Origin of the sequence: Rhizobium sp. UGM030330-04 (genome assembly GCF_003208455.1) — a bacterium.
Classification (GTDB): Bacteria; Pseudomonadota; Alphaproteobacteria; order Rhizobiales; family Rhizobiaceae; genus Agrobacterium; species Agrobacterium rhizogenes_A.
Window position 1 is genome coordinate 21722 of sequence record NZ_QKML01000022.1, and the last position, 25461, is coordinate 47182.

Consider the following 25461-nt stretch of genomic DNA (forward strand, 5'->3'; position numbering starts at 1 on the left):
GGCTGCAATACAAACCGCAGCCTTTTCTACTTTTATCAAGAGCAAATAGAAAATAGATCATTTATTAAGCATATTCTATTATTTTCCCGCAGTATAACCAACAGCGCGGGAACATCCCATGGCGTCGATTCAGAAAAAGATAATACTGGCAAGCATTGCAATCTTTTCCATCACCGGCAGTGCCACGGGCGTTGGCATGTGGGCCACGGAGACGCTCAACCGCAACAGTGAATATGTGGCACTTTCGGCGGATGTGCTGCGCAATCACATGCAGGCGGACATGATGCACGACGCGCTGCGGTCCGACGTTCTTGCCGCCATCCTCTCTTCCGATAGGCGTATGGGCCTGGACCTGAACGCGGTAAAGGCCGACCTGGCCGACCATGAAACCACTTTCCGGGAAATGATCGAGGCAAACAGGTCCCTGTCGGCGGGTACAAACGTCAAAACCGTCATCGACGGCGTCGAAACACCGCTTCTTGCCTATATCGAAGCCGCCAATGCGGTTGTCGGACTTGCCGGCTCCCGACAGGAAGAGGCTCTCAAGCTGATGCCCGAATTCATGCGGCAATTTTCAGCGCTTGAAAAAGCGATGGAAACGGCCGGGGACCAGATCGAGGCCCTGTCCAACGCCGCCTCGGCCGAAAGCGAAAAGACCAAGGCGACCATCAACCTCGTCCTGAAAGGGCTGCTGGCTCTCGCAGCGCTTTTCTGCGCCGGACTTTTCCTGCTCACCCGCAGATCGGTCATCCGTCCCATTCTGGAATTGTCGAAGAACATGGAAATCCTGGCCGCTGGCGATACGTCGCAGTCGCCCGCCGGCGTTGACCGCAGGGACGAGATCGGCTCCATGTCCGGCGCGGTCGAGATATTCCGGCAGGCGGCCATTGCCAACCGGGCGCTCGAAGAACAGGCCGCGGCGGCCCGCCGGCAGGCGGAAGCCGATCAGGAAGCGGCACGGCGGCAGGCGGAGGAGGATGCTTCCGAGCGACTGCGCATCGCCACATCCGGCCTCGCTGCCGGCCTGAAGCGGCTGGCATCCGGCGACCTGGCCTTCCAGCTCGATGAGGCATTTGCCCCGCAATTCGAAACCCTGCGTCATGATTTCAACAGCTCGGTGCGGCAGCTCGCGGAAACCCTGTTTGCGATTTCCGACGGCATCGGAACAATCGACGGCAGCAGCCGCGAGATCGCCGCCGGCGCCGGTGATCTTTCCCGTCGGACGGAAAATCAGGCAGCATCCCTTGAGCAGACGGCGGCTGCGCTCGATGAGATCACCGTCAATGTCGCCAATGCCAACAAGCGCGCTGCCGAAGCGCGGCTTGCCGCCACCGATGCCAACCACAGCGCCCTGAAATCGGTCGAGGTGGTGAGCCATGCCGAAGAGGCGATGCGCCGCATCGAGACCTCCTCACACCAGATCACCGGCATCATCGGCGTCATCGATGAAATTGCCTTCCAGACCAATCTTCTCGCGCTGAATGCCGGGGTGGAAGCCGCCCGGGCCGGCGAGGCCGGCAAGGGCTTTGCCGTGGTCGCGCAGGAGGTACGCGATCTCGCCCAGCGCGCCGCAAGGGCCGCAAGCGAAATCCGCGATCATATTCGCCAATCATCCACGGAAGTGGAAAGCGGCGTGAAGCTGGTTCTCGATACAGGCACGGCGCTGAAGGATATCGGCGAGCGCATCGCCGGTATCGACCGCCACATGAACGCGATCGCCACATCGGCAGCCGAGCAATCCACCGGTCTTGCCGAGATCAACGCAGCCGTAAACTCCATGGATCACGCCACCCAGCAGAATGCGGCGATGGTGGAACAATCCACCGCCGCTTCGGCAACGCTTGCCGCGGAAACGGCGAGACTGCGTGCGCTGGTATCACGCTTCCGGCTGGATATGGAAAATGCGGGGGACCGCGACGTTATCCGTCAAGTGGCCTGAGGCGACAGCACCACGATTACCCTGGCGCTTGTCCATCGTTTCCAGCCACCATCTCCGGCGGCTGGAAATTTCTGCCTGTCAATAGGCCTGCGCCGGTTGCGACAGGCCATCCCCGATCACACCATTGCCATACTGCGCCACGGGAACGCCTTCCTGCCCGATCGGCACGCCCTGCTGCGCCGGGCCGAGCGCCGTCACCACGATCGGCGTGCCATCCGGCACACGGTTGTAGAGGTCGACAATGTCCTGGTTCAGCAGGCGCACGCAGCCGGACGAGACCGATTTGCCGATGGTCCACCATTCGGGAGAGCCGTGCAGGCGATAGATCGTGTCCTTGCCATCCTTGAAGATATAGAGCGCACGTGCGCCGAGCGGGTTCTTGAGCCCCGGCTCCATGCCGCCATTGCGGCTGCTGTAAGGCTCTAACTCCGGCTGGCGGGCGATCATTTCATCGGGCGGCGTCCAGCGCGGCCATTGGCGCTTGTACTGGATCACGCCGCGACCGGCCCATTCGAAACCGGCACGGCCAAGACCGACGCCATAACGCATGGCCTGCCCGTTTTCATAGGTCAGGTAAAGGAAATGGTTTGCGGTATCGACGACAATGACGCCGGGGCGCTCACCCGTCGGGTTTGCCACCATCTGCCGCAGGAACTGGCGCGGAATCCGCTTGTAGGGAATTTCCGGCAGCGGAAATTGCTCGTCCGGCTTGGGACCGTACATCAGGGCATACATCGGGTCTTCGGCAGGCGCTGCGGGCCGGGCAGCCTCACGCGCCGTGGTGTTGCAGCCTGCAAGGCCGGCAAGCGCCAGTCCGCCTGCTCCAAGCAGGAAACCCCGCCGGGTCGTTGTCGTCTCGTTCAATTGAAAAACCTCATTTACGTCATCTCACGCTGGCAAAGGGGTCTGCCAGCGCCGCCTCGGGGCGGCTGATAGGGTACTTCGTGCCGGAAACCTGCGATGCCATGGCCTTGGCACCGCTGGATTTCAGAATGGCCCGGAAGCTCGGATGCATGCCGCCGTCTACATACGCGCTGAGCGGGGCGGAAGTTCCCTCGTTCATCGCCGCAGCGAGCTTTTGTTGCTCTTCGACCAGTTTCGATGCCACCAGCGGGTCTGGCTGGTTGACGGCCGGCGGACAGGCGGCCAGCGGGTCGGCAGGCTCTCCGCCGGCAAATTCACTGTTGAAGACATATCGGCGGCCGCAGACGGAGACCTTCGGCTGCCGGCGCGTCACCTCGAAATAATCGTAACCTTCCTTCAGTGTCTTCCAGAAAGGCATGTTGGGGTCATCCCGATGCGCCACCATGTTGCGGGCGCTCATGCGGAAGGGATAGGCCTGCACCTGGAAACGGTCCTGCCCGCCCTGCAGCGCACGCGCAACGATGGCGTAGATCTCGCCGACCTGCTGGTCGGTCATGGCGTAGCAGCCGGAGGACGAGCAGGCGCCATGCACCATCAGCGCCTCTCCGGTATAACCGAGCGCCGATTCCAGCCGGTTGGGATAACCGAGATTGAAGGAAACGTAATATTGCGAGTTCGGGTTCAGCATGCCCGCCGAGACATGATAAAAACCTTCCGGCGCCTGCCGGTCACCCGTTTTCATCTTGGGTCCGAGTTTTCCGGACCAGCGACACATCGGATAGGACTTGAGGAGGGCATAGTTTCCGGTCTTGTCGACCTTCCAGACTTCAAGCTCGCTTTCCTGCTTGAAGATACGCACGAGGACCGGGCTTTCCGGACGCATGCTCTTGGCCGACATCTGCGCCATCATCCTGGATGACAGCTTCGGCGGATCCTTCTTGACGCTGTCGAGACCCATGGAGGTGCACGCGGCAAGACCACCGCCGATCGCGACGACCGCAGCCACTCTTGCCCCTGCCTTTACCCTTTGCCGCCACCCCGCAACCGCGAAATCCAGCAATGCCTTCATGCCCATGGATCGTTCTGCCCGCCTGATTTGCCCGCCTTTCCGGCAGACGCTTAACTATCGAAGGTGGCCACAACACGGCAACCTCGCACATGGACAAAGTCTCGTGAACAGACGTTACCCTTTCGTTAATCATACGGACACAAGGCCGTGAGGGGCCAGCGGACATTTGAAGGGTGACAGGGTCCCTCTATCGAAGCAGCCCCTGCCCGCCATCGATCCATATCGGCGTACCGGTGATATGGCGCGATGCGTCCGATGCCAGAAAACCGATCAGCTCGGCGACATCATTGCCCGACCCCGCCACACCGCCCGTCACGGGAATGTCCCCCGACGGAAACAGCACCGGCACCTCGGTCTTTTCGCGTCCGCGTATGTCGGTATTTTCATCGATCGCCGTCGTGATCTCGCCCGGACACACCGCGTTGACACGGATGCGGTGACGTCCAAGTTCCAGGCACAATTGCCGGGCCATGGCAAGCTGACCGGCCTTCGTCACCGAATAGGCCGTCGCGCCCGGCGACGTGAATGTGCGGGTGCCGTTGATTGAGGAGACGATGACGATGGAGCCGCCGCCGGCCGCCTTCAGATGCGGTACGCTGGTATGGACCGTGAGATAGGTGCCACGCAGATTAATGCGGATGGTGTCGTCCCATTCGGAGGGTTTCAACTCGTCGATAGGCGCCCAGACACCGTTGACGCCGGCATTGGCCACCACGACATCGAGACGGCCGAAAGCCTGTACCAGTGTTTTGACGGCATCATCCATGGCCGCCTCGTCCGCCACATCCGCAACAAGCACCTTTGCGGCGCCCAACGCGGAAACAATCTCATCCCTCACCGCCACAAGTTCGGATTCGGTACGGCCCAGCAGCCCGACCGAAAATCCATTCGCAGCCAGACGGAGGGCAGCGGCGCGACCGATGCCGGAGCCCGCACCGGTAACGAGAGCAACTTTAGCACAAGCCAATGATCACGCCCCTTTTCTGGATGCAATCGAGGTGACGGTTGCCGAAACCGGATCGCTGGCCGGAAAACTGTCTTCCAGCCCCTCGTCCAGTTCCTCCTCCAGAATATCGCGATCCTTCGCGGTGCGGGCGCTTGCCTGACCATGCGGCACATCGTCGGCCTGCGCGGTTCCCAGAGCGGAAAACTGCGACGGCGCATCGGCACCATGGCGGGTGCCGAAAGCGGTCAGCTGCACCATCACCGCACTGGCACGCCGGATGGCCTCCGCATCATCGATCCCCTCCAGTCCGTCGGCCAGACGAACGGAGACCTGGTCGCCATCGCTACCGACGAATTCGACGGAGATGACGCCGTTATTGCGTTTTACATAGGTCGTGGAAAGTTGCATGACATGCCCTCCGGTTTAAAGGCATCGGGACAAATCCGATGCCGGAAATAAGACTGGAACCTGAATTCACAACGATGGCAGAGCGAAGGGGTTCCCGATGGATCAGGCCTTTGGCCCGGAAATGCACGAGAATTTCTTCCTGCGCGACGCGGTCGACGTGGCACGCGCCCTCATCGGCGCGGAGTTCCGCATCGGCAACGCAGGCGGCATCATCGTGGAAACCGAAGCCTATCATCCGGACGACCCGGCCTCCCATAGTTTCAACGGGCTGACCCCGCGCAACAGGGCGATGTTCGGTCCGGCCGGCCATCTCTATGTCTACCGGTCCTACGGCATTCACTGGTGCGCCAATTTCGTCTGCGCGCCGGGTTCGGCCGTGCTTCTGCGCGCCATCGAGCCGCTGACCGGCATTGACATGATGAAACTGCGAAGGGGAACTGACAAGCCGAAACTCCTGTGTTCCGGCCCGGGAAGACTTTGCCAGGCGATGGCGATTACGGGGGATATGGACGGCGCCCCGCTGAATGCTCCGCCGTTTTTCCTGCGGCTGCCGGAAGAGGCGGCCACGGTTACCAGCGGCAGACGCATCGGCATCAGCCGCGCGATCGATTATCCATGGCGCTTCGGGCTGGAAGGTTCGGCTTTTGTCAGCAGGAAATTCGAACGGCAACCGGTTCAGAACCCCTGAAGGACCTTCGGCGGCTGGTCGTTTTCGTCGGGGTTGGGTGTGGGAATTTCGTCGGGCAAGCGGTCCGGCTCCGGCTCTTCCACCGGCGGAATATCCGGTTGCGGCGGCACCGGCATCGGCGGTTCCGTATAGGGTTCGACGGGAACGGTCGGCATTGCGGCCTCCTGATATGAGTGCGCCGATCCCATGCCGGTAGCGGCGGCACTTTCATCCATCGGGACAACGCATTTGCGCCGTCGCCATTCAGGCGGCGCAACACCCAATTCGCCCATCGGTCAAATGCCGGTCAGGTCCCTTCGGTCCGGTTGCGCCGCCCTGCGGGTCGTACAGGGAAAACGCGGGACCGGCCGGTCCGTTCCGTCTTTCAGGGAAGGTTTTGCACGGGCTCAGGCAAAACCGAGCGCGCTGCGGGAAATGTCACGGTTTTCGCAATAATCGCGGGAATGGGCCTCGTGGCCGTGCTCACGGGCTGTCGAACGGGTCAGTTCCGGGCTCGGGACGTTCAGCAGTGCATCGGCATAGGTACCTGTCGCCTCAACGTCGTCAATCACGGTCTGCGGTTGCGGTTTTAAAAATTCGAACATCCGTCGTCCTCCTTCGACACGTCCCCTCAACGCGTCGGCCCAAGTCCCGTTCCATAACGAACAAGACTGTTTTGATTATACATGAGATGGTGCCGACGTATAGATGACGAAAGGCGAACGTTATCAACTGATGTTCACAAAAAGGAGTGGAATCAGTGCGCTATGTCGACAAGCTCAGGCGGGACCGACCGATTCCCGCAAGATCAGCTCCACCGGCCACAATTCCTGGACCTCGCGCATCGGTCGGCCGCCGATGATCTGCAAAAGCAGGTCCGTTACCCGCATGCCCGCCATGCGCATGGGCGAACGGGTGGTGGAGAGCGGCGGCATCATGCTCTCCGGCGTGAGATAGGGAAACACGTCGTCATGGGCGATGACGGAGACGTCCCTGCCGATCACCAGCCCCATCTGCGTTGCGGCGCGATAGACACCCTGCGCCGTCATCATCGCACCCGCGACAAAGGCCGTCGGGCGCGGCGTCTGCTCCAGCAGAGAGCGGGCGAAGCGGAAAGCCGCTTCCTCGCTGAAGTGCTCACTCATCATGAAGCGTGGATCCGGCGTGATGCCGTGGGTCGCCAGCGCCTCGCGAAAACCCTGTTCACGATCCTGCACGAAGGTTCGACCGACAGGACCATTGATAAGGGCGATCTGCCGATGGCCGCGCTCCAGAAAATGGATCGTCGGGCGATAGGTCACATCATGATTGTCGATATCGAGCCAGGCATGTTCGAAAGGCGTCTTTGAACGGCCATGCACAATGAAAGGCACCCCCAGCCGATTGAGCAGCGCGATACGCTCGTCCTCCGGGCGCGGCGAATGCACGATGATGCCATCCACCCGGCCGCTCGCCGCCAGCCGGCTGAAAATCGCCAGTTCCTCATCGACATTGTTGTCGACGGTGACGCTGACGAGAATATCTGTCTCTTCGCGCTCCAGCCGGGTCGCCATGCCGCCCATGAATTCCGAAAAGAAGTGCCCGCCGCCCGAACGGCCCATGACGACGCCGATGGCGCCCGCCCTGCCCGTCGCCAGCCTGACAGCGTTTGCATTCGGCCGGTAGCCGTATTTCAGCGCAGCCTCCATCACCCGCCGGCGCGTTTCCTCGCGCACCTCGGGGTAGCCGCCCAGCGCCCGGCTGACGGTGGTGGGCGAGAGCCCGACTTTCTCTGCGAATTCCTTGAGCTTCATAATTTTTTGCCAATTTGCCCCTGCATGCGTCGCCGCCGCGGATTTTTCAAGCCGACAAAAATTGAAAACGATTTCAATTTTCCTCCATCTGAAACCTTACAGTTGATTATTCTCAAAGGCAAACGCCGAAAAATTGCAGGCGAAAACGGCCGATTTACGGGGAATTAGAAAGAGTATTGACAGATTGCTCGGCTTTTGAGAGCCTCGCGTCAGTCAAAAGCGCTTTCAATTTTGAGGACAATCGGAAGCGTCAACGGAGGAGTTTGACAATGAATATTTCCATGAAGACTTTGTTCCTGTGCGGAACCGTGTTTTCCGCCGCCGTTTCGGCTCAGGCGGCCGAGCTTTCCATCGCCGCCAATTCGACCGGCAAGAACGTCGCGTTCTTCCGCGAACGGATCGCGGCCTTCGAGAAAGAAACCGGTCACAAGGTCAATCTCGTCACCATGCCGTCATCATCCAGCGAGCAGTTCAGCCAGTACCGGCTGTGGCTTGCCGCCGGCAACAAGGATGTCGACGTCTACCAGACGGATGTGATCTGGGCGCCGCAGCTGGCCGACCAATTCGTGGATCTGACCGCAGCGACCAAGGATGTCATCGGCGATCACTTCCCCTCCATCGTCGCGTCGCAGACGGTTGACGGCAAGCTCGTCGCCATGCCGATGTTCACCGACGCGCCGGCGCTGTTCTACCGCAAGGACCTTCTGGAAAAATACGGCAAGCAGCCGCCGAAAACCTGGAAGGAACTGAGCGAGACCGCCAAGGAAATTCAGGACAAGGAACGCGCGGGCGGACAGAAGGATCTCTGGGGCTTCGTTTTCCAGGGCAGCGCCTATGAAGGCCTGACCTGCAACGCGCTGGAATGGATCGCATCGGCAGGCGGTGGCCATATCGTCGAAAGCAATGGCGATATCTCCGTCAACAATGAAAAGGCGGCAGCAGCCATTGAAACCGCCAAGGGTTGGGTCGGCACCATCGCGCCGCAGGGCGTGCTGGCCTACAAGGAAGAGGAAGCGCGCGGCGTCTGGCAGACCGGCAATTCCGTATTCATGCGCAACTGGCCCTATGCCTATGCGCTTGGAAACGGCGATGACAGCGCCATCAAGGGCAAGTTCGGCGTCACCCCGCTGCCGGCGGGCGCGGAAGGCGAAGCCCCTGCCTCGACACTCGGCGGCTGGAACCTCGCCGTTTCGAAATATTCCGACGATCAGGAAGCAGCCATTCAGCTGGTGAAATTCCTGGCATCGAAGGACACCCAGAAGCTGCGCGCGATCCAGCTCTCCAACATGCCGACGATCGCTTCGCTCTACGACGACAAGGATGTCGCCGAAGCACAGCCCTTCATGCCGACATGGAAGCCGATCTTCCAGACCGCCGTTCCGCGTCCTTCCGCCTCGGCCAAGGTGAAATATAACGAGGTTTCGGCCAAGTTCTGGGGTGCCGTGCACAACACGCTCTCCGGCAACGGCACGGCGGCGGAAAATCTCGAACTTCTCGAGGTTGAACTGACCGATCTCAAAGGCAACGGCTGGTAATCCGGCCCGCGCGGGAGATGGTCTCGCCTGATCGTTTCCCGCGCCCCAACCGCGAGATATCCCCATGAACGACATCGCCCTTCAAAGACCGGTCGCGGCAGCCGGCACCGGCTCCGATCTGCAGTCGGAACGTCTGAAATCCGCCTGGCTGTTTCTTGCCCCCACATTTCTGGTACTGGCGCTGGTGGCCGGCTGGCCGCTGGTGCGCACCGTCTGGTTCAGCCTCACCGATGCGTCGCTCACCAATCTCGAGGGTGCGCAGTTCGTCGGCCTCAAGAACTACCTCACCTGGATCACGCTCAGCAGCGGCCGCACAATCTATCGCGGCCTGCTTGCCGATCCCGCATGGTGGGGCGCGGTTCTCAACACGCTGAAATTCACCGCCGTCTCCGTCAGCCTCGAAACGGTACTCGGCCTCATCGTCGCGCTGGTGCTGAATGCCGAATTTAGGGGACGCGGCCTCGTGCGCGCCGCCATTCTCGTGCCCTGGGCCATTCCCACCATCGTCTCGGCGCAGATGTGGGCGTGGATGCTGAACGACCAGTTCGGCATATTGAACGACCTGTTCCTCAATCTCGGGCTGATCTCCAACAAGATCGCCTGGACCGCCAATCCTGAAACCGCGATGGTGGCCGTGCTGATCGTCGACATCTGGAAGACGACGCCCTTCATGGCGCTGCTCATCCTTGCCGGCCTGCAGATGGTGCCGAAGGACATGTATGAGGCGGCCAAGGTGGATGGCATTCATCCGGTCAAGGTGTTCTTCCGCGTCACCCTGCCGATGATCCGACCCGCGCTCATGGTCGCCGTCATCTTTCGCATGCTGGATGCGATGCGCGTATTCGACCTCATCTACATCCTGACGCCGAATAATGCCCAGACCCGCACCATGTCGGTGCTGGCGCGTGAGAACCTGTTCGATTTCGACAAGTTCTCCTATGGCGCCGCCGCCTCCACCATGCTGTTCCTCATCATCGCCTCGATCACGGTCATCTACATGTGGCTCGGGCGCGTCAACACCGATGGAGCCGCGCGATGACCCTGCCAAGCATCCTGAAAACCACCGCCTTCTACGCGCTGGTCGCCATCATCATGGTGATTTCGGTATTCCCGTTTTATTACGCGATCCTGACGAGCCTGAAATCCGGCTCGGCGCTGTTCCAGGTCAATTATTGGCCGCGTGACTTCTCGCTGACCAATTACAGCTTCGTCATCGGCAACGGCACGTTCCTGCGCAATCTTGGCAATTCGCTGTTTGTCGCATCTTCCGTCGTCATACTCTCGCTGTTCCTTGCGGTAACGGCGTCCTATGCTCTCGCCCGCGTCCGCTTCCGTGGCCGCGCGCTGCTGCTGCTCACCATCCTGTCGGTTTCGATGTTCCCGCAGATCGCCGTGCTCGCCGGCCTGTTCGAACTGATCCGCTGGGCGGGCATCTTCAACACGCCGCTGGCGCTGATCTTTTCCTACATGATCTTCACCCTGCCCTTCACGGTCTGGGTGCTGACAACCTTCATGCGCGACCTGCCGATCGAGATCGAGGAAGCGGCGATCGTCGATGGCGCGACGCCATGGGTCATCATCACCCAGGTGTTCATGCCGCTGATGTGGCCGGCGCTCGTCACCACAGGGCTTCTCGCCTTCATCGCGGCGTGGAACGAGTTCCTCTTCGCGCTCACCTTCACCTCATCGAACGAGCAGCGCACGGTGCCTGTCGCCATCGCGCTCCTGTCGGGCGGCTCGCAGTTCGAAATACCCTGGGGAACGATCATGGCGGCCTCCGTCATCGTCACCGCCCCGCTCGTCGTCCTCGTTCTGATCTTCCAGCGACGCATCATCTCCGGCCTCACCGCCGGCGGCGTCAAAGGCTAGGAGAAAACAAATGACCACCATTCAACTGCGCGATCTTCGCAAATCCTTCGGTGCCTTCGATGTCATCAAGGGCATCGACATGGACATCCGCTCCGGCGAGTTCATGGTCTTCGTCGGCCCCTCCGGCTGCGGCAAGTCCACGCTTTTGCGCCTCATCTGCGGGCTGGAGGAAATTACCAGTGGTACGCTTTCCTTCGATAGCGAGACGGTGAACCGCCTGCCGCCCGCCAAGCGCGGCGTCGCCATGGTCTTCCAGTCCTATGCGCTTTATCCGCATATGACTGTGTTCGAAAACATGGCTTTCGGCATGAAGCTCTCAGGCGCGGACAAGGAACAGCGTAGGAAGCGCGTCGAAGCGGCAGCCGAAATGCTGCAGCTCACGCCCTATCTAGAGCGCCTGCCAAAGCAGCTTTCCGGCGGCCAGCGCCAGCGTGTCGCCATCGGCCGCGCCATCGTGCGCGATCCGAAGGTATTCCTGTTCGACGAACCGCTTTCCAATCTCGATGCGGCATTGCGCGTTGCCACGCGTCTCGAAATCGCCAAGCTGCACCGCTCGATGCATGATACGACGATGATCTACGTCACCCACGACCAGGTGGAGGCAATGACGCTCGCCGACCGCATCTGCGTGCTGCGCGACGGCCGGGTCGAGCAGATCGGCACACCGCTGGAGCTTTACGAAAGCCCTGTCAACACCTTCGTCGCCGGCTTCATCGGCTCGCCGAAGATGAACTTCCTGTCAGGCAAATATGCCGAGACGGAAGGCGCAAAAACCATCGGCATCCGCCCGGAGCACATCACCATCACCGCCGACGGCAGCGGCTGGAGCGGTGAGATCGTGCATTCGGAAATGCTCGGGTCGGACAGCTACATCTATGTCGAGATCGGCGCCGGTGAACCCGTCGTCGTTCGCGAAGAGGGCGTGACCGACCGCAAAGCGGGCGAGCGTATCGCCCTCGTGGCGGATGCGACGCAGATCCATCGTTTTGACGCCGAAGGCCGGGCGCTTGCCCGTAACCCCGCCCGGGGCGCCGCCTGAATTTTTCACTTTCGCCGGGATCACCCAAGGTCCCGGCTTTCACCGAGGAGCATGAAAATGACCATCAACACCGTTGTATGGGGCGAAAATATCCACGAACACATCAATGAGACGGTGCGTTCGATCTATCCAAACGGCATGCACAACACCATCGCCGACGCGCTGAACCAGAACCCCGAGATCAACGCCACCACCGCCACCCTTCAGGAACCGGAACATGGCCTGTCACAGGAGCGCCTCGACAAGACCGACGTGCTGGTCTGGTGGGGTCACAAGGACCATGGCGCGGTGCAGGACGAAATCGTCGAGCGTGTTGCCAAACGCGTCTGGGAAGGCATGGGCCTCATCGTCTTGCATTCCGGCCACTTCTCCAAGCCGTTCAAGCGGCTGATGGGCACGCCCTGCGCGCTGAAATGGCGTGAGGCGGGCGAACGCGAGCGTCTGTGGACGATCAATCCGCGCCACCCGATTGCCGCCGGCCTGCCTGAGCATTTCGAGCTGGAAAACGAGGAAATGTACGGCGAGCAGTTCTCCGTGCCGGAGCCGCTGGAAACCGTGTTCATTTCCTGGTTCCAGGGCGGCGAAGTCTTCCGTTCCGGCCTCACCTGGCGTCGCGGCGCCGGCAATATCTTCTATTTCCGCCCCGGCCACGAGACCTACCCCACCTATCACGATGCCAATGTCCAGAAGGTCATCAGCAACTCGGTGAAATGGGCCTATAATCCGGTTGGCACACTGAAGAGCATTCACGATGCCCCCAATGTTCCCGTCGACAAGGCGCTGGAGCCGATCGAAGAACGCGGCCCCAAGCTGCACAAGGCAGGCGAAGCAGGTTACAGGTAAAAAGCCATGAGACTTCTCATTCTCGGAACCGGCGGCATGGCCAACAACCATGCCACCTATTTCTCGCAAATCCCCGGCGTCGAACTGGTCGCGGCGGTGGATGTGGACGATGTGGTGGTGCGCGGCTTTGCGCTCCGCCACAACATCCCGCTCTCCTTCACCTCGCTGGATGACGCCATTGCCTGGGGTGAATTCGACGCGGCAGCGAATGTCACGCCGGATGCCATCCACCATCCCACCAGCCTGAAACTGCTGGCGGCCGGCAAGCATGTCTTCTGCGAAAAGCCGCTGGCGGAAAACTACGCCAAGGCCGCCGAAATGGCCGACGCCGCCGAAAAAGCCGGCCTCGTCGCCATGGTCAACCTAACCTATCGCAACGTCGCCCCCTTGCAGGCGGCACGTGAGATGGTGCTGGCAGGCAAGATCGGCAAGGTGCGGCATCTGGAAGCCTCCTATCTCCAGAGCTGGCTCGTTTCCAAGGCCTGGGGCGACTGGATGACGGAGAGCAAGTGGCTGTGGCGGCTTTCCACCAAGCATGGCTCCAACGGCGTGCTGGGCGATGTCGGCATCCACATTCTCGACTTCGCCTCCTATGGCGCGGGCAGCGATGTGGAACGCATCTTCACGCGGCTGAAGACATTCGACAAATATGAAGGCAATAAAATAGGCGTCTACGACCTCGACGCCAATGACAGCTTCACCATGACCGCCGAACTGGAAAACGGCGCCATGGGCGTCATCCATGCCAGCCGCTGGGCGACGGGGCACTTGAACGAACTGCGTCTACGCATCCATGGCGACAAGGGTGCGCTGGAAGTCATCCACACGCCCGACTATTCCAGCCTGCGTGCCTGCATCGGCGAGGATGTGGAAAAGGCAATCTGGAAGACGATCGATGTCGACCCCGTGCCGACGAATTATGAAAAATTCGCCAAGGCCGTCATGGAAGGCGGCCCCGCCGATCCAGACTTCCGCCATGCCGCCAATCTGCAGAAGGTGCTCGATCTATCGATCATCGCGGATCGGGAACGGCGCGAGGTGGCTGTTTCGGCTTGATTTTCGAAAGTGCGGCGGCGCAAGCCGCCGCATGGATTGCCGCAAAGGGCGCTCCTCGCTCTCCGTCACCCCGGACTTGATCCGGGGTCCAGCGCGATCAAGCCTTTGATCGCAAAATACTCTTTTCCCGGAGCAGACGCGCCGTGACTGGATGCCGGATCATCCTCGGACTTGTTCCGGGGACCGGCATGACGGAGGGACCTTATAACTCCCTCAAACCCCGCGCTTGTTCCCCCACAACAGGACATGCAGCTGCGGCAGCACGCGGGCGGAAAACCAGCGGTCTTCGCTGACCTTGTCCACCAGCCATAACATCCGGTCCATCACCCCATCGATATCCACGCGCGCATCGTCATCATCGGGCGGCGGCGGGGTATGGTTGCCGGGCTGAAGATAAACCGGCAGATGCGGGAAACGCGCGGACGCTGCCTTGGCATAGGCATAATCCGCATCGTCGAACACCACGATCTTCAGCGCCACCTGCGGCCCCTCGCCGGCCGCGGCAAGACAGTCCTCGAAAGCCCGCCAGTCCGTTTCCATGCCGCTTGATGGCGGCTTGGGGCTTAAAACCAGATGATCGAGACCAGCAAACCAGTCTTTCGCGATGCTGCCCTGCGTTTCCAGCGCGAAGCGATACCCCTCGTCCTGTCCCCTGGCGATCAGAGCCGCGAGCGGCTGGATAGCCGGATTGCCGCCTGAAAGTGACACCGTCAGCGGCACACCACCGGAAAGCCGCCGTACCTCCTGCCAGATCGCCTCGACCGACAGCGGTTTCCACGTGTCGCGGTAATCACTGTCGACCGCATGCAACGTATCGCACCAGGAGCAGCGATAATCACAGCCGCCGGTACGCACGAAAACCGTTGGCAGACCGATCAGCAAACCCTCACCCTGAATGGTCGGGCCGAAGATTTCGCTGATGCGGATTGTGGTTTCCTTGGCTGCAATCTTGTGTGCAGCCACCGTCATGGCCGGTATTCCGCCCAGGTCTTGGCGGTTTCGCTCACCCGCACGGCGCTGGTTTCCGGCAGGCGATCCTTGCACCAGTCGTAAAAATGCTTCGCCAGATATTCCGCCGTCACCCGGTCATGGCCGAGAACGTCGTTCAGGTGGCGGTGGTCGAAATGATCGTCGATATAGCGCTTCAGTGGCGCAAGCTCGTGATAATCGCGCACGAAGCCATGCTCGTTCAGTGCTTCGCCTGATAATTCCACCTCGACAATGTAATTGTGCCCGTGCAGGCGGTTACACTGGTGATCTGAGGGCAGGCTTTTCAACTGATGCGAGGCGGAGAAGTGAAACTCCTTGGTGATGCGGAACATCAGCGCACCTCCTGTGCCGCAAAGGCATGGGTGGCCGCTACCCAGAAATCCGGGTCCTCATAGTCGGTCGGGTCGGTAACGCCGGCCAGATGAAAGGCCTCGCGCCGTTCGACGCAGGTGCCGCAACGGCCGCAGTGGCGCAAGCCGCCCTTGTAACAGGACCATGTTTCGCCAAACGGCGTGCCGTATTTCGCACCATCGGTCACAATCGCCGCCTTGGAAACGGTGACATAGGGCGCAAAGAGCTTGACGTCGGCATACCCCTCAAGCGCATGCGCCTGCATGGCATTGAAGCTGTCGATGAAGCCCGGCCGGCAATCGGGGTAGATGAAATGGTCGCCGCCATGCACGGCAATCGCCACCGCATCCGCCTGCTGCGCGGCGGCCAGCCCGAAAGCGATGGTGAGCATGATGGCGTTGCGGTTCGGCACCACGGTGGAGCGCATGGTCTCTTCCGCGTAGTGGCCATCAGGCACCTCCACGTCGTCGGTGAGCGCCGAGCCGGTGAGATGCGCGCCGATGGTTCTGATATCGATGACATGATGCGGCACGCCGAGACGCCTTGCGCAATCGGCCGCGTATTCCAGCTCCTTCCTGTGGCGCTGGCCATAATCGAAGGAGACGAGAGCGAGAAGTTCGTGTTCCGCCGCGATTTTATGCGCAAGCGAAACGGAGTCCAATCCGCCGGAGCAGATGACGATGGTTTTCATAATTTGGGATCCCTTGTTTTGACCGGGTGGGCTGCGACCGGATTACGGGGAGCGGCTTTAAACCAAACCGACAGGCTTGTGAAGGGCCTTGCGGATATGAGGCCAATCCGCGCCATCACAAAAATGCCCCGTCACAGCAACAAGATGAAACAAACGGGACATAAGCGGGAAACCGGCGCGATCTAGAACAATGCCGAATTTGCTGTTCTTGAAGGGTCCTGCCAATGGTGGCGGCTGATACATTTCTGTTTTCGCTGAGCAATCTCAGCTCTCTCGGCACCGGCCTGCTGATGGCGATGGCGGGCATGCTTCACGTCATGCTCACCATTCGCGGGCTGGTTGCCGCCATTCGCCATGGATAAGGCCCTCGACACAAAACGCCATCGGTTCAGGCGCAATCTCACCGCTGCGCTGGTTGTCGCCTCGGCGGCACTCGTCGCAGCGGTTGGCATAGCCCCGTTCGTGTTCCTGATCTGGATGATTAGAACCGTTGCACGGTGGCTGGGGCTTTTCATCGGCTTTTAAGGAGTTCAAGCGCGAACACGCGACGCTCGCCGCAACCGGCTGAGCGGGGAAGGCCCGGCGGACTGGCAGTACGCCGGGCCTTCTTTTTTGTAAACGGGGGCTTAGCGCAGCAGCGCCCGCGCCTCCTCGATGCCGAGTGCCGCCGGCTGGGTGCAGGTGGTCGTCATCTCGATGAAGCGGCCCTCTTCCCCTGATTTCAGGATCGAGGTCATCACGTCTATACCGTGCAGCGAGCGATCAAGCGAGCAACGAGCATCGCGGCCTTCAAGGATTGCAATCGCCATATCGGCAAGGCCTGCCGTGCGGTAATTGGCGCGCGGCCCGTTCGGGCTTTCCTGGTTGGCAATGCCGAAGGGATGCGCCCAGTTTTCCAGCGGCTGGATGTTCTTGTCGCGGCCGCTGGCTTCGACCACGCCGCCGAAGAAGTTCGGGTCCGGCACGTAGATCGAGCCTTCCGTGCCATAAAGCTCCATATTGGCGTGGCGATGCGACCAGACATCCCAGCTGGCCGAAAGCGTGATCGTCGCGCCGTTCACGAATTCCAGCAGCGCATGGATATTGGTCGGTGTTTCGACCGGAATGATCTCACCGTTGAGTGGCTGGCTGGTCACTGTGCGCGTGGGGTTCGCCATCGTGGTCAGCGCGCCGACACGTTTGACCGGGCCTATGAGGTTGATGAGATTGGCAACGTAATAGGGGCCGAGATCGAGGATCGGCCCGCCGCCCTTCAGGAAGAAGAAGCCCGGATTGGGGTGCCACATCTCCATGCCGGGGCTCATCACATGGCACGTGCCTGACGTGATGCGCCCGACCTTGCCGTCGTCGATGTATTGTCGGGCAAGCTGATGCGCACCGCCGAGGAACGTGTCCGGCGCGCAGCCGACGGAGAGGTTCTTCTCCCGGGCGATGCGCCGCAGCTCCTCGCCCTCCTCCAGTGACAGCACCAGCGGCTTTTCCGAATAGACATGCTTGCCCGCCTCGAGGGCTGCTTTCGACACCGGAAAATGCGCGGCTGGAATGGTGAGGTTCACCACCACGTCGATGTCCTTGTTGGCGAGCAGTTCCTCGATGGACTGCGCGACAACACCGAATTCTTCTGCCCTCAGCTCCGCCGCATTGCGGTTGAGGTCGGCGCAGGCGAGCACCTTGATACCCTTGAAGAGCGGTGCCAGCGAAAAATATGCAGACGAGATATTGCCGCATCCGATGATGCCGACGCCAAGATCCCTGGCCATGATGAAACTCCGAAATGTGAGACTTAGTAGGTTTTGAACGAGGCGATCGAGCGGGTGATCAGCCGGTCGATGTCTTTTGGATTGTCGTGTTCGACCACGAAATGTTTCGTCGCGGATTTCGCCTTCAGCGCCGCGACGAGGCCCTTCCAGTCCACCGTGCCATGGCCGACATCGGCCCAGCCGTCTTCATCCGCATTCTCGCCCGACGGTGCGATGTCCTTCACGTGCACGGCGGTGATGCGCTTGCCGTAACTCTCGATCCAGGCGAGCGGATCGGCATTGCCTCTGATAATCCAGGCGATATCCGCTTCCCACTTCAGGTCCGGTCCGCCGGCCAGAATCTGCTCCTGCGGGGTGGAGCCATCGGCAAGCGCCTTGAACTCGAAATCGTGGTTATGCCAGCCGAAAATCAGCCCGGCATCCACGAAAGGCTTGCCGGCTTCCTGCAGGCGCTTGCCGAAAGCGAACCAGCCTGCGGCATCCGCCGGGCGCTGGTCGGGCATCAGGTAAGGGCAATAGATCGCCTCCACGCCCAGAACCTTGGCAATATTGAGCGCCTTTTTCGGATCGCCCTCAAGAAGATCGAGGCCGAAATGACCCGTCGGCATGGAAAGGCCGTTGGCATCAAGTTCGGCGCGCAGGCCCTTCAAACCGGCATCATCCAGCGAGGCATACATGGCGCCATAACCTTCGACCTGTTTGTAACCCGCCGCCGAAAGCTTCTTCAGAATATTGGAAAACGGCTGGAAATTGCGGGCGCTGTAAAGCTGAAAACCGAGTTCTGTCATTGTCTCCTCCATAGAGATGTTGGTCTTGGGATTGTGTGTGGGGGAAAAGTAGGGCGCCTAAAGCCGTTCCTCGCTTTGCGCGTCGAACAGCGACGCCATGGCCATGTCGAGGCCGAGGCGCACCTTCGTGCCCGGCGAAAACCGCCTGTGGCCACCGACACGCACGGACATGGTATGCCCGGCATGTTTCAGCCAGATCAGATTGTCGGCGCCCATCGGCTCCTCGATATCGACAACGGCCTCATGCACTTCGCCACTGAGGATATCGGCATCGACACGGACATGTTCGGGGCGCACGCCGAGTACCACGGCACGGCCGGCGGCAAGCGGCGTTTCCGCATGATAGCCCTCAAGCGCGAAAGTCACGCCATTGGTGGTGAAGACCACCTTACCGTCCTTCTCGATCAACTCGCCACGCAGGAAATTCATCGACGGCGAACCGATGAAACCGGCAACGAAGAGGTTCCGCGGCTTGTTATAGATGGTGACGGGGTCAGCCAGCTGCTGGATGACGCCGCTTTTCATGATGGCGATGCGATCCGCCAGCGTCAGCGCCTCGATCTGATCGTGCGTCACATAGATCATGGTGTTCTTCAGCGACTGGTGTAGCCGCTTGATTTCCACGCGCAGCTCCGAGCGCAGCTTGGCGTCGAGGTTGGAAAGCGGTTCGTCAAACAGGAACACATCCACATCCCGCACCAGCGCCCGGCCAATGGCGACACGCTGGCGCTGGCCGCCGGAAAGCTCGGCCGGTTTGCGTTTCAGCAGCGGCTCGATCTGGAGGATGCCGGCCGCCCTTTTGACGCGGCGGTCGATTTCCTCTTTCGGCACCTTGGCGACCTGAAGGCCGAAGGACAGGTTCTTCTCCACCGTCATCTGCGGATAAAGCGCATAGGACTGGAACACCATGCCGATGCCGCGATCCTTCGGCTCCTCCCAGGTAACGTTGCGGTCCTTGATGAAGATTTGCCCGTCGGTCGGCTCCAGAAGCCCGGCGATGCAATTGAGAAGGGTCGACTTGCCGCAGCCGGAAGAGCCGAGCAGCACGAGGAACTCACCGTCGTAAATATCGAGATTGAGGTCTTTCAGCACGGTAACGGCACCGAAGGACAGGGAAAGATCGCGGATGGAAACGCTTTTGTTCATATAGCTCAACCTTTTACTGCGCCTGCGGCAATGCCGCGCACGAATAGCCTGCCGGAGACGAAATAAACGATCAGCGGCACGGCACCCGTCAGAAGGGTTGCGGCCATGTTGACGTTGTATTCCTTCACGCCCTGCACGGAGTTGACGATGTTATTGAGCTGCACCGTCATCGGGTAATATTCCGGCCGCGTGAACACCACGCCGAACAGGAAGTCGTTCCAGATGCCGGTCACCTGCAGGATCATCGCCACGACGAAGATCGGCAGCGACATGGGCAGCATGATGCGGAAATAGATCTGCCAGAAATTCGCGCCATCGATACGCGCCGCCTTGAACAATTCCTCCGGCAGCGAGGCGAAGTAATTGCGAAACAACAGCGTCAGGATCGGCATGCCGAAGATGGTGTGAACCATGACGAGGCCGGTCAGCGTGCCGTAGACACCCATTTCACGCAGCACGATGACGATCGGATAGATCATCACCTGATAGGGAATGAACGCACCGATGATGAGGATCGAGAAGAACAGTTCCGATCCCTTGAATTTCCAGTTGGCCATGGCGTAGCCGCTGACGGAAGCGACGATGATCGAGATCACCACCGATGGCACGAGGATACGCACCGAATTCCAGAAGCCACGCGAAAGCCCGTCGCAGTTCAAGCCGGTACAGGCATTGGCCCAGGCCTTCACCCAGGGCTCGAAGGTGATTTCCACCGGTGGCGCGAAAATGTTGCCGAGCCGGATTTCCGGCATACCCTTCAGAGAGGTGACCACCATCACGTAGAGCGGCAGCAGATAATAGGCGGCAGCCACGAACAGCGTGCCGTAGAGAATGATGTTGCGGCGGGAAAAAGCCTTCTTCGGCTTCTTGCCGCGCGGGCCGGAAAGCTCCTTGGAAACCGCATCATTTGCGGCAACAACCGTGTTCAATGTGCTGATATTAGCCACGCTTCTTGCCTCCGAATTCGAGGTAGGCCCATGGAATGATGATGATCGCGACCGTCAGAAGCATCATGGTGGAGGCTGCGAAGCCCTGCCCCAGATTTTGCGCCTGGAACATGTAGTCATAGACATATTTCGCCGGCACTTCCGAGGCGATACCCGGCCCGCCGCTGGTCTGCGCCACCACCAGATCGTAGACCTTGACGATGCCGCTGGCGATGATGACCAGCGTGGTGATGAAGACCGGCCGCATCATGGGAATGATGATGAGAATATAGGTCTTCCACATCGGAATGCCGTCGACGCGCGCCGCCTTCCAGATATCCTCATCGATACCACGAAGGCCCGCCAGCATCAGGCACATGACGAGCCCCGTGCCCTGCCAGAGCGCGGCAATCAGGATGCCGTAGATGACGATCTGGGAATTATAGAGCGGATCGAAGGTGAAGCTTTCCCAGCCCATCGAGCGGACCACGGACTGGATGCCGAATTCCGGGTTCAGCAGCCATTGCCAGACAAGGCCGGTGACGATGAAGGACAGGGCGAAGGGATAGAGGAAAATGGTGCGGAAGGTGTTTTCGAAACGGATTTTCTGATCCATGAGCGCCGCCAGCACAAAGCCGATGACAAGGCTGAAGATCAGCGACAGCACGCCGTAGATCGCCAGATTCTGGATGGATACGATCCAGCGCGGCGCGGCCCACAAACGCTCATATTGGTCGAAACCGATGAAACTCGCGCGCGGCAGAAGCTTGGAATTGGTGAAGGAATAAACCACCGTCCAGATCGTGCCGCCGAGAAAGATCACCATGGCGGTCAAGATCATGGGAATGGAGGCAATCTTGGAATTAAGATTGCGAAAGAGCTGATTGGGGCGCCCGGAGCGCGCTTGTCCTGCCATGTTACCTCCTCCTGTAACGTTACAGTTCGCAGCCAAGCAAAAAACCTCGCCGCATGAAACCTGGTCCGTGCCGGTAATTATCGCACAGACCGGACGTTGGATCGGGGAGCGGCGAACCACTCCCCGATCCGGAGAGATCACAATCAGTCAGCCGAGCTGATAATGCTCGCGAAACGCTTCTGCCCATCTTCCGCCGACATCGAGCCCGCGAAGAATTCCGCCATCAGGTCTTCCTTCTGTTTCTGCGTATCGGCAGAAACCAGCTGGTCGGTGCTGGTCAGCGCATTGCCCTTGGCCAGAATTTCCAGACCCTTCTTCATGCAGTCATTGGCGGCATTGAGATCGACGTCGCCACGGATCGGCAGCGAGCCCTTCTTCAGGTTGAAGACGACCTGCGTTTTCGGATCGACGATGGTTTCTGCCAGCACGTCCTGCGCCTTGGTTTTCGCCTCGTCCTTCAGCACCGGGAAATAAAAGGCGTCGCCGCCCGTGGTGATATAGTCGTTGAGGCCGAGACCCGGCAGGCAGGAATAATCCGTACCGGCCTTCTGGTTGGCCAGCTGGAATTCGCCCTGCGCCCAGTCACCCATGATCTGGCCGCCGGCCTTGCCTGTTATCACCATGTTGGTGGCCTGGTTCCAGTCCTGAACATTGGTGCCCTTGGCCATATCGCGGGCCTCGACGGCCGCCGCGAAAATCTTCGCCATCTCGGGGCCGGCTGCCGCTTCGGCATCCTTGTCGCCATAGACTTTCTGATAGAGGTCCTTGCCGCCAATCGAAAGCGTCAGCGTGTCGAACAGGCCGTTTGCCTGCCATGCCTGCCCGCCAAGGGCGAGCGGCTGGATGCCGGCCTTTTTCAGCGCCGGTCCGGCCGCGACGAATTCCGTCCAGTTCTTCGGAACCTCGACGCCCGCCTTCTTGAAGGCTTCGTTGGAAAGCCACAGCCATTGCCAGGAATGGATGTTGACCGGCGCGCAATAAATCTTGCCGTCGATCGTGCAGCTGTCGAGCAGGCTTGCCGGCTTGATGACCTCTTTCCACTTGCCCTTTTCGGCAACGTCGGAAAGGTCGCGCATCAGGCCGGCCTGCACCAGCTCTTCCGCCTGCCGGCCATGGTTGAACTGCGTGGCGCCCATCGGGTCGCCGCCGGTGATGCGGCTGATCATGATCGGACGGGCCGTGCCGCCCGAACCGGCAATCGCGCCATCCACCCATTTATTGCCGGTCGCATCGAAAGCCTTGGCAAGCTCGGCCACCGCTGCGGCTTCGCCGCCCGATGTCCACCAATGGGTCACCTCAAGATCGGTGGCCCCGGCCATGCCCGCCGGAATCATGACACTGGCCAAAAAGGCCGCAGAAATAACACGCATTCGCATGAGTCTCCTCCCTCACTGAAACGTTGCAGTTGGAACGTATGCGAAGATTTTTGATTAGGCAACCGCCTAAGATACGAATCTATTCAGGGTCATTTCGGGGCTTGTACAGGCCGGGAAACCGTGCGGGCCGGCGGCGGGAAAATCCTCATTTCATCGCGTAACTTACTGGCAATGCTGGCTCTTTAAAGTCTGAGGCTGTGGCCGTCTCCCGCATCGATACCGGGTCTGCGGATAAATGGGCAAAACGAAAATGAAAAACTGGCACATTCTTTTGATCATCGGCCTGATGGGGGTCGCCTCGCTATGGCTGGCAAGTTTCGCGCAGCTTGTGCCGGGAGAGCAACTTTCGCAGATGATGCGCGCGCTGATACTTGTGCAACCGACGATACTGACCGTGGCTGCCGTTGCGGTCGGTCAGGCTCTTGCGGCAAAGGTCGGGCTTGGTACACCGCTGATCGACGCGTTACTGCGGGGACATAACCAACGCCTCGTGCTGCAAAGACAGTTGCCGGCCGCGCTGCTCACCGGGCTTGCTGTCGGCCTCCTGATGATCGCCTATGCACGGATTATCCTGCCATCAGTGACAGATACGGCGACGGTGGCGGGCATGAGCGCTTTTCCCGTGCCGCTGGCAACCCGGATACTCTATGGCGGGATTACCGAGGAATTGCTGACCCGATGGGGCCTGATGTCATTTTTCGCGTGGGTGCTCTGGCGTCTGACAGGCAAGGGAGAAGTCCGTCCGCCGATTTTGTGGGCCGCCGTCATCATGGCAGCCGCCCTCTTCGCCGCCGGTCATCTGCCGTTTCTGTTCGCTATCGCCGCCCAGCCGCAACCGGCACTGATCGCCGTGATCCTGCTCACCAATTTCATACCCGGCCTGTTGTTCGGATGGCTGTTCTGGCGCCAGGGACTGGAGGCGGCGATGTTTTCCCATGCCTTTGCCCATTGTGTGAACGCATTGGCTTCGTGAACGGAAAAGGCGAGCCGGACAGCACTCCGGCTCGCCTTCGATCATACGGCTTCAATGCGGCCGGCGATATTATTGCCGCTTGTAATCATCCTCGATGCGGATGACATCATCCTCACCGATATAGGCCCCGGTCTGGATTTCGACCAGTTCGAGCGGGATCTGGCCCTCGTTTGCCAGACGGTGCGGCTGACCGATCGGGATATAGACCGACTGGTTTTCCGTCAGAAGCCGCGTTTCCTCGCCCATCGTCACCGTCGCCGTGCCCTTGACCACGATCCAGTGTTCCGAGCGATGATAATGTTTCTGGAACGAGATCCGATGGCCGGGATCGACCGTGATGTGGCCGACCCGGTAACGTTCGTCCACATACATGTGTTCGATATAACCCCAGGGACGATAAACACGCTTGTGGCTCTGCGTCCGCGGCGCATGTTCGCCGTCCTTCAGCGTCTCCACCAGACCCTTCACATCCTGCACCCGGTTCTTCGGCACCACCAGAACCGCATCCTTGGTGGCCACCACCACCAGATCCTTCGCCCCCACCACCGTCGTCAGCAGTTGCGTGGAGTGAATGAGGCAGCCTTCGGAATCGATGAAGACGCCATCGCCTTCCAGCGCATTGTCATTGCCGCGCTTGTCGGCGATCTCCCAGATCGCATCCCAGCTGCCGATATCCGACCAGCGGAAATGGCCATGCACCACCGCCATGCGTCTGGTTTTTTCGATCACCGCATAGTCGATGGAATTTTTCGGCGAGGCCTCGAAGCTTTCCTGATGCAGACGCACAAAACCGAGGTCGCTTTCATATTGCTCGACCGCCTGCGTCACCGCCGAAAGAATCTCCGGCGCGAAGGCCTTGAGTTCGGCGATCATCACATCGGAGCGGAACAGGAAGTTGCCGGAGTTCCAGAGATAGCCCTTTTCCAGATAGGAGATCGCCGTCTTCATGTCAGGCTTTTCCACGAAGGCGTCGACCGTGCTCAGGTCCTCCTCGCCGTCGATCGCCTCGCCCGGCTTGATATAGCCATAGGAGGTGCGCGGCTCGCTCGGCACCAGGCCGAAGACGACAATATTGCCCTGATCGGCAGCCTTGGCCCCGAGTTTCACGGCGTCGGAGAACTTGTCGGCATCGAGCACCACATGGTCGGCGGCAAGCGCCAGCACCAGACATCCCGGCTCGCGACGCTCCGCCAGCACGGCGGCAGCCGCCATGGCCGCAGCGCTGTCGCGGCGGGCGGGTTCAAGCACCACCGTTGCCGGCAGGCCGATCTCTTCCGCCTGACGGCGGGCGAAAAAACGGAAATCCTCGTTGGTGATGACGAGCGGCTCGGCATAAAGCCCCTTGTCGCCCACCCGCATCAGCGTCTGCTGATAGGTCGAAAGATTGCCGACCAGCGGCTGGAACTGCTTCGGCAGCTGATCACGCGAGACAGGCCAGAGACGCGAACCGGCACCGCCAGCAAGAAGAACCGGCGTGATCTTTCGGGTGTGTTCCTTCACGACAAAACCTTTCCAA

Annotated in this window: 28 protein-coding genes; 11 read left to right on the forward strand and 17 right to left on the reverse strand. The window is 60.3% G+C overall.

Going from position 1 to position 25461, the window contains the following annotated elements; genetic code table 11:
* Positions 1-118 precede the first annotated feature (118 nt).
* Positions 119-1939 carry a methyl-accepting chemotaxis protein gene (locus N434_RS24045; RefSeq protein WP_110760612.1) on the forward strand — a complete coding sequence of 607 codons (1821 nt, stop codon included), beginning with the start codon at positions 119-121 and terminating at the stop codon, positions 1937-1939.
* Between the two features lie 78 nt (positions 1940-2017).
* On the opposite strand, the gene N434_RS24050 is transcribed toward N434_RS24045, so the two are convergent.
* From N434_RS24050 to N434_RS25865, 4 genes are all read right to left on the reverse strand, one after another.
* Positions 2018-2803, reverse strand: coding sequence for a L,D-transpeptidase (locus N434_RS24050; protein WP_065117588.1), 786 nt, complete (start codon positions 2801-2803; stop codon positions 2018-2020).
* Positions 2804-2822: 19 nt separating this feature from the next.
* Positions 2823-3878, reverse strand: coding sequence for a L,D-transpeptidase family protein (locus tag N434_RS24055; protein ID WP_065117587.1), 1056 nt, complete (start codon positions 3876-3878; stop codon positions 2823-2825).
* A 181-nt stretch (positions 3879-4059) separates the two neighbouring features.
* Complete coding sequence (locus tag N434_RS24060; protein ID WP_110760613.1) at positions 4060-4839, reverse strand: SDR family oxidoreductase; 780 nt, start codon at positions 4837-4839, stop codon at positions 4060-4062.
* A gap of 3 nt (positions 4840-4842) precedes the next feature.
* A complete protein-coding gene (locus N434_RS25865; protein WP_065117585.1) occupies positions 4843-5226 on the reverse strand; it encodes a hypothetical protein in 384 nt (127 codons plus the stop codon).
* A 97-nt stretch (positions 5227-5323) separates the two neighbouring features.
* On the opposite strand from N434_RS25865, the gene N434_RS24070 reads away from it, so the two are divergent.
* Complete coding sequence (locus tag N434_RS24070; RefSeq protein WP_110760614.1) at positions 5324-5914, forward strand: DNA-3-methyladenine glycosylase; 591 nt, start codon at positions 5324-5326, stop codon at positions 5912-5914.
* Here N434_RS24070 and N434_RS24075 read toward each other — a convergent pair.
* From N434_RS24075 to N434_RS24085, 3 genes are all read right to left on the reverse strand, one after another.
* The gene (locus tag N434_RS24075; protein WP_110760624.1) at positions 5902-6069 is read right to left on the reverse strand and encodes a hypothetical protein; all 168 of its coding nucleotides are present in this window, start codon (positions 6067-6069) and stop codon (positions 5902-5904) included. The two genes, N434_RS24070 and N434_RS24075, sit on opposite strands and share 13 nt — an antisense overlap.
* Before the next feature lie 231 nt (positions 6070-6300).
* Positions 6301-6498: a hypothetical protein gene (locus N434_RS24080; RefSeq protein WP_065117582.1), complete on the reverse strand. Its 198-nt coding sequence runs from the start codon at positions 6496-6498 to the stop codon at positions 6301-6303.
* A gap of 174 nt (positions 6499-6672) precedes the next feature.
* The gene (locus tag N434_RS24085) at positions 6673-7686 is read right to left on the reverse strand and encodes a substrate-binding domain-containing protein (RefSeq protein WP_065117581.1); all 1014 of its coding nucleotides are present in this window, start codon (positions 7684-7686) and stop codon (positions 6673-6675) included.
* 269 nt (positions 7687-7955) lie between these two features.
* On the opposite strand from N434_RS24085, the gene N434_RS24090 reads away from it, so the two are divergent.
* From N434_RS24090 to N434_RS24115, 6 genes are all read left to right on the forward strand, one after another.
* A complete protein-coding gene (locus tag N434_RS24090; RefSeq protein WP_110760615.1) occupies positions 7956-9221 on the forward strand; it encodes an ABC transporter substrate-binding protein in 1266 nt (421 codons plus the stop codon).
* A 64-nt stretch (positions 9222-9285) separates the two neighbouring features.
* Positions 9286-10260, forward strand: coding sequence for a carbohydrate ABC transporter permease (locus N434_RS24095; RefSeq protein WP_110760616.1), 975 nt, complete (start codon positions 9286-9288; stop codon positions 10258-10260).
* Positions 10257-11090, forward strand: a complete 834-nt coding sequence (locus tag N434_RS24100; protein ID WP_003523786.1) for a carbohydrate ABC transporter permease — start codon at positions 10257-10259, stop codon at positions 11088-11090. Before N434_RS24095 ends, N434_RS24100 begins: the two co-directional genes overlap by 4 nt.
* Before the next feature lie 10 nt (positions 11091-11100).
* A complete protein-coding gene (locus N434_RS24105) occupies positions 11101-12129 on the forward strand; it encodes an ABC transporter ATP-binding protein (RefSeq protein ID WP_110760617.1) in 1029 nt (342 codons plus the stop codon).
* 57 nt (positions 12130-12186) lie between these two features.
* A complete protein-coding gene (locus N434_RS24110; RefSeq protein ID WP_110760625.1) occupies positions 12187-12972 on the forward strand; it encodes a ThuA domain-containing protein in 786 nt (261 codons plus the stop codon).
* Positions 12973-12978: 6 nt separating this feature from the next.
* Positions 12979-14028 carry a Gfo/Idh/MocA family protein gene (locus tag N434_RS24115; RefSeq protein WP_080819153.1) on the forward strand — a complete coding sequence of 350 codons (1050 nt, stop codon included), beginning with the start codon at positions 12979-12981 and terminating at the stop codon, positions 14026-14028.
* A 213-nt stretch (positions 14029-14241) separates the two neighbouring features.
* On the opposite strand, the gene queE is transcribed toward N434_RS24115, so the two are convergent.
* The 3 genes from queE to queC are packed head-to-tail and all read right to left on the reverse strand — an operon-like array spanning position 14242 to position 16060.
* Positions 14242-14997, reverse strand: a complete 756-nt coding sequence (queE, locus tag N434_RS24120) for a 7-carboxy-7-deazaguanine synthase QueE (protein ID WP_110760618.1) — start codon at positions 14995-14997, stop codon at positions 14242-14244.
* The gene (queD, locus tag N434_RS24125; RefSeq protein ID WP_110760619.1) at positions 14994-15350 is read right to left on the reverse strand and encodes a 6-carboxytetrahydropterin synthase QueD; all 357 of its coding nucleotides are present in this window, start codon (positions 15348-15350) and stop codon (positions 14994-14996) included. Before queD ends, queE begins: the two co-directional genes overlap by 4 nt.
* On the reverse strand, positions 15350-16060 hold the full coding sequence (queC, locus tag N434_RS24130) for a 7-cyano-7-deazaguanine synthase QueC (protein ID WP_065117573.1): 711 nt from the start codon (positions 16058-16060) through the stop codon (positions 15350-15352). The genes queD and queC overlap by 1 nt, the downstream gene beginning before the upstream one ends.
* Before the next feature lie 224 nt (positions 16061-16284).
* Between queC and N434_RS25870 the strand changes: the two genes are divergently transcribed.
* Both N434_RS25870 and N434_RS25875 read left to right on the forward strand, forming a co-directional pair.
* Positions 16285-16422, forward strand: a complete 138-nt coding sequence (locus tag N434_RS25870; protein WP_181424063.1) for a hypothetical protein — start codon at positions 16285-16287, stop codon at positions 16420-16422.
* The gene (locus tag N434_RS25875; protein WP_162854468.1) at positions 16415-16585 is read left to right on the forward strand and encodes a hypothetical protein; all 171 of its coding nucleotides are present in this window, start codon (positions 16415-16417) and stop codon (positions 16583-16585) included. Before N434_RS25870 ends, N434_RS25875 begins: the two co-directional genes overlap by 8 nt.
* A 101-nt stretch (positions 16586-16686) precedes the next feature.
* On the opposite strand, the gene N434_RS24135 is transcribed toward N434_RS25875, so the two are convergent.
* From N434_RS24135 to N434_RS24160, 6 genes are all read right to left on the reverse strand, one after another.
* Positions 16687-17820 (reverse strand): Gfo/Idh/MocA family protein, encoded by a 1134-nt coding sequence (locus N434_RS24135; protein WP_110760620.1) that lies wholly within the window; start codon positions 17818-17820, stop codon positions 16687-16689.
* Positions 17821-17843: 23 nt separating this feature from the next.
* Positions 17844-18608 (reverse strand): sugar phosphate isomerase/epimerase family protein, encoded by a 765-nt coding sequence (locus N434_RS24140; RefSeq protein ID WP_110760626.1) that lies wholly within the window; start codon positions 18606-18608, stop codon positions 17844-17846.
* A gap of 57 nt (positions 18609-18665) precedes the next feature.
* Positions 18666-19754 carry an ABC transporter ATP-binding protein gene (locus N434_RS24145; protein WP_065117699.1) on the reverse strand — a complete coding sequence of 363 codons (1089 nt, stop codon included), beginning with the start codon at positions 19752-19754 and terminating at the stop codon, positions 18666-18668.
* A 5-nt stretch (positions 19755-19759) separates the two neighbouring features.
* Complete coding sequence (locus N434_RS24150; RefSeq protein ID WP_065117570.1) at positions 19760-20701, reverse strand: carbohydrate ABC transporter permease; 942 nt, start codon at positions 20699-20701, stop codon at positions 19760-19762.
* The gene (locus N434_RS24155; RefSeq protein ID WP_003525111.1) at positions 20694-21596 is read right to left on the reverse strand and encodes a carbohydrate ABC transporter permease; all 903 of its coding nucleotides are present in this window, start codon (positions 21594-21596) and stop codon (positions 20694-20696) included. The genes N434_RS24150 and N434_RS24155 overlap by 8 nt, the downstream gene beginning before the upstream one ends.
* Before the next feature lie 143 nt (positions 21597-21739).
* Positions 21740-22972 carry an ABC transporter substrate-binding protein gene (locus N434_RS24160; RefSeq protein ID WP_110760621.1) on the reverse strand — a complete coding sequence of 411 codons (1233 nt, stop codon included), beginning with the start codon at positions 22970-22972 and terminating at the stop codon, positions 21740-21742.
* Between the two features lie 271 nt (positions 22973-23243).
* Between N434_RS24160 and N434_RS24165 the strand changes: the two genes are divergently transcribed.
* A complete protein-coding gene (locus tag N434_RS24165; RefSeq protein WP_286172393.1) occupies positions 23244-23945 on the forward strand; it encodes a CPBP family intramembrane glutamic endopeptidase in 702 nt (233 codons plus the stop codon).
* Positions 23946-24014: 69 nt separating this feature from the next.
* On the opposite strand, the gene N434_RS24170 is transcribed toward N434_RS24165, so the two are convergent.
* A complete protein-coding gene (locus N434_RS24170; RefSeq protein ID WP_110760622.1) occupies positions 24015-25445 on the reverse strand; it encodes a mannose-1-phosphate guanylyltransferase/mannose-6-phosphate isomerase in 1431 nt (476 codons plus the stop codon).
* Between the last annotated feature and the right edge of the window lie 16 nt (positions 25446-25461).

What these genes read in the sequence shown, in the direction of transcription:
- N434_RS24045 (WP_110760612.1), top strand. Translation starts at nt 119, where the DNA reads ATGGCGTCGATTCAGAAAAAGATAATACTGGCAAGCATTGCAATCTTT.
- N434_RS24055 (WP_065117587.1), bottom strand. Translation starts at nt 3,878, where the DNA reads ATGGGCATGAAGGCATTGCTGGATTTCGCGGTTGCGGGGTGGCGGCAA.
- N434_RS25865 (WP_065117585.1), bottom strand. Translation starts at nt 5,226, where the DNA reads ATGCAACTTTCCACGACCTATGTAAAACGCAATAACGGCGTCATCTCC.
- N434_RS24070 (WP_110760614.1), top strand. Translation starts at nt 5,324, where the DNA reads ATGGATCAGGCCTTTGGCCCGGAAATGCACGAGAATTTCTTCCTGCGC.
- N434_RS24075 (WP_110760624.1), bottom strand. Translation starts at nt 6,069, where the DNA reads ATGCCGACCGTTCCCGTCGAACCCTATACGGAACCGCCGATGCCGGTG.
- N434_RS24080 (WP_065117582.1), bottom strand. Translation starts at nt 6,498, where the DNA reads ATGTTCGAATTTTTAAAACCGCAACCGCAGACCGTGATTGACGACGTT.
- N434_RS24085 (WP_065117581.1), bottom strand. Translation starts at nt 7,686, where the DNA reads ATGAAGCTCAAGGAATTCGCAGAGAAAGTCGGGCTCTCGCCCACCACC.
- N434_RS24090 (WP_110760615.1), top strand. Translation starts at nt 7,956, where the DNA reads ATGAATATTTCCATGAAGACTTTGTTCCTGTGCGGAACCGTGTTTTCC.
- N434_RS24095 (WP_110760616.1), top strand. Translation starts at nt 9,286, where the DNA reads ATGAACGACATCGCCCTTCAAAGACCGGTCGCGGCAGCCGGCACCGGC.
- N434_RS24100 (WP_003523786.1), top strand. Translation starts at nt 10,257, where the DNA reads ATGACCCTGCCAAGCATCCTGAAAACCACCGCCTTCTACGCGCTGGTC.
- N434_RS24105 (WP_110760617.1), top strand. Translation starts at nt 11,101, where the DNA reads ATGACCACCATTCAACTGCGCGATCTTCGCAAATCCTTCGGTGCCTTC.
- N434_RS24110 (WP_110760625.1), top strand. Translation starts at nt 12,187, where the DNA reads ATGACCATCAACACCGTTGTATGGGGCGAAAATATCCACGAACACATC.
- N434_RS24115 (WP_080819153.1), top strand. Translation starts at nt 12,979, where the DNA reads ATGAGACTTCTCATTCTCGGAACCGGCGGCATGGCCAACAACCATGCC.
- queE (WP_110760618.1), bottom strand. Translation starts at nt 14,997, where the DNA reads ATGACGGTGGCTGCACACAAGATTGCAGCCAAGGAAACCACAATCCGC.
- queD (WP_110760619.1), bottom strand. Translation starts at nt 15,350, where the DNA reads ATGTTCCGCATCACCAAGGAGTTTCACTTCTCCGCCTCGCATCAGTTG.
- queC (WP_065117573.1), bottom strand. Translation starts at nt 16,060, where the DNA reads ATGAAAACCATCGTCATCTGCTCCGGCGGATTGGACTCCGTTTCGCTT.
- N434_RS25870 (WP_181424063.1), top strand. Translation starts at nt 16,285, where the DNA reads ATGGTGGCGGCTGATACATTTCTGTTTTCGCTGAGCAATCTCAGCTCT.
- N434_RS25875 (WP_162854468.1), top strand. Translation starts at nt 16,415, where the DNA reads ATGGATAAGGCCCTCGACACAAAACGCCATCGGTTCAGGCGCAATCTC.
- N434_RS24135 (WP_110760620.1), bottom strand. Translation starts at nt 17,820, where the DNA reads ATGGCCAGGGATCTTGGCGTCGGCATCATCGGATGCGGCAATATCTCG.
- N434_RS24140 (WP_110760626.1), bottom strand. Translation starts at nt 18,608, where the DNA reads ATGACAGAACTCGGTTTTCAGCTTTACAGCGCCCGCAATTTCCAGCCG.
- N434_RS24145 (WP_065117699.1), bottom strand. Translation starts at nt 19,754, where the DNA reads ATGAACAAAAGCGTTTCCATCCGCGATCTTTCCCTGTCCTTCGGTGCC.
- N434_RS24155 (WP_003525111.1), bottom strand. Translation starts at nt 21,596, where the DNA reads ATGGCAGGACAAGCGCGCTCCGGGCGCCCCAATCAGCTCTTTCGCAAT.
- N434_RS24160 (WP_110760621.1), bottom strand. Translation starts at nt 22,972, where the DNA reads ATGCGAATGCGTGTTATTTCTGCGGCCTTTTTGGCCAGTGTCATGATT.